Source organism: Parafrankia discariae, assembly GCF_000373365.1.
Taxonomy (GTDB): Bacteria; Actinomycetota; Actinomycetes; order Frankiales; family Frankiaceae; genus Parafrankia; species Parafrankia discariae.
In genome coordinates this window covers 1-2,398 of sequence record NZ_KB891175.1, presented here as the reverse complement: position 1 = coordinate 2,398, position 2,398 = coordinate 1, and the positions used below count along the sequence as shown (strand labels likewise).

General features: G+C 70.5%; 2 protein-coding genes. One reads left to right on the top strand and one right to left on the bottom strand.

Annotation, left to right across the window (positions count from 1 at the left end; all coding sequences use genetic code 11):
• Positions 1-169: 169 nt before the first annotated feature.
• Complete coding sequence (locus B056_RS0109570; protein WP_154676942.1) at positions 170-790, bottom strand: TetR/AcrR family transcriptional regulator; 621 nt, start codon at positions 788-790, stop codon at positions 170-172.
• A gap of 93 nt (positions 791-883) precedes the next feature.
• On the opposite strand from B056_RS0109570, the gene B056_RS0109565 reads away from it, so the two are divergent.
• Positions 884-2,293, top strand: a complete 1,410-nt coding sequence (locus B056_RS0109565; RefSeq protein ID WP_018501642.1) for an MDR family MFS transporter — start codon at positions 884-886, stop codon at positions 2,291-2,293.
• The last annotated feature ends 105 nt before the right edge of the window (positions 2,294-2,398 follow it).

Below are 2,398 nucleotides of genomic sequence, written 5' to 3'. Positions count from 1 at the left end.
CCGGGCACGGCCCCAGACCCGCCGCCCCGGGATCCACCTGCCCACCCGACAACACCACAGACCGTTTCAGACAGCACCGTCACCACACCCGAGAAAGGACGTCGATCAGACGAGGACGGAAACTTCTCCCCCAGCCGTCGGCGGAGCCGCCACGCCGATCTGTCGAGGCTTAGCGGCCGTAGGCGCGCAGGAAGACCCGCACGCCCCCGGCGACCAGCCGGTCGATCTCGGCGTCGTCCAAGGGCACGGCGCCGTACCAGGATCGGTTGTTGACGCGCCCGGTCACCAACAACCCGAGGAACTCGGCGGCTTCGAGCGGATCGGGGGCATCGAGCAGGCCTTGTTCGGCGAGTGCGGCGAGCCGGTCGGCCAGGGCGCGCTGGACCGGGCGGTCCTCAGGCGCAGTCTGGATCAGGGCCGGGAAGTGTGGAGCCTCGGCGATCATGAGGCGCATGACCGCGGCGCGTTCGGCTGAGCGGGCCACCTCGGTCGCGAACGCGCGGCCGAAGGCTGTCAGGGCGGCCTCCAGATCGGTGACGTCGCCGAGGGTACGGCCGAGCAGCTCGTCGAAGGCCGCCGCCTGCGCCGCCGTGGTCTCGTGCACCGCGGCCAGGAACAGCCGCTTCTTGTCGCCGTAGTAGTCGTAGATCGTGCGCTTGGAGATCCCCGACGCGGTGGCGATGGCGTCGACGCTCGCGCGCGCGTAACCGTCACGGACGAACACGTCCAGCGCGGCTCGGGTGATCGCGGCGCGCTTGGCGGGCGAGCCCTGGCGGAGGGTGTCGGCCACCACGCGCTCCTTTCGACGAAGTCCCCACACCGTTCCCTACACCGTGCAGTGTAGGTTCTCATGACTACACTGCACGGTGTAGTGTTGTTCTCCATGGCAGACACGACGACCGGCACGTCGGCCACCGCCCGCCTGGATCCCGACGTGCGGAAACTCGGCATCGTCATCGTGGTCGGCGCCGTCACCGCGACGCTGGACATGACGATGGTCGCGGTCGTGCTGGCCGATCTCACCCGCGCCTTCCGCGCGCCCGTGACGACGGTGCAGTGGGTCAGCACCGCCTACCTGCTGGCGATCGCGACAGTCATCCCGGCCACCGGCCGCCTCGTCGAGCGCTTCGGCACCCGCGCCATGTGGCTGTTCGCGCTGTCGGCGTTCCTGGTCGGCTCGGCGCTGTGCGGGCTGGCGTGGTCGGTGGGCAGCCTGATCGCCTTCCGCGCCCTGCAGGGCGTCGGCGGCGGGATGATCGTGCCACTGAGCATTATGATCATGATTCGGGCAGTCGAACCCGGCCAGCGAGGCCGCGTCATGGCTCTGGTCGCCATGCCCGCGCAGGTGGCGCCCATCATGGGGCCGCTGATCGGCGGTATGATCGTGGACAGCGGCAGCTGGCGTTGGATCTTCTATGTCAACGTCCCGATCTGCCTGTTCGCCCTCGTCCTGGCCTGGCGTCGCATCCCCGGCGACGCCCCGAGCGCAGCCGGCGGGCGATGGCTGGATGTGACCGGCCTGGCTCTGCTGGCCCCCGCCCTCGCCCTGACCGACTACGGTCTGTCCGCCGGTGCGCGCCGGCTGCCCCTGCTGGCCGGCGGGATCGTCCTGCTCGCCGTCTTCACCGCCCGCTCGCTGCGCTCCCGCGACGTCGCGCCGCTGCTCAACCTGCGGTTGTTCACCCACCGGCCGTTCAGCGCCGCGTCGATGCTGAACTTCCTGTCCCGACTCTCGATCTTCGGCGTGGTGATCCTCGTACCGCTGTATTTCCAGGAGGTGCGCGGCTACAGCGCGCTGAGGGCTGGCCTCCTGCTGGCACCGCAGAGCCTCGGCACGGCGCTTGCTCTGCCTTACGTCGGCAGGCTCACCGACCGCATCGGGGCCCGTCCCGTCGTTCTCGCCGGCATCGCCCTCAGCATGCTGAGCGCGCTCACCTTCACCCAGGTCAACGCCCACACCAACGAGGTGGTCATCGGTGTGGCACTGCTGGTCTGGGGCACGGGGGTGGCGGCCGTGGCTGTCCCGGTGTCGGCCGCGGCCTACGAGGAACTGGCGCCGACCGACATCCCCGGCGCGACCAGCGCCATCATGACCGTGCAGACAGTCGGCGCGTCGGTAGGCGCCGCCACGCTCGCCGCGATCCTGCAGAGCCGGTTGGCCCACCACCGCGACGCACCGGCCACCGCTTTCGCGGACACCTTCTGGTGGGTGCTGGGCTTCACCGCGCTGACCCTCATCCCCGCCCTGCTCCTGCCCCTGCGCCGGGCCGCCGCGGTCCAGGCTCGACCCTGACGGGTCGCTGTTCTCGGGTGTGGTGACGGTGCTGTCTGAAACGGTCTGTGGTGTTGTCGGGTGGGCAGGTGGATCCCGGGGCGGCGGGTCTGGGGCCGTGCCCGG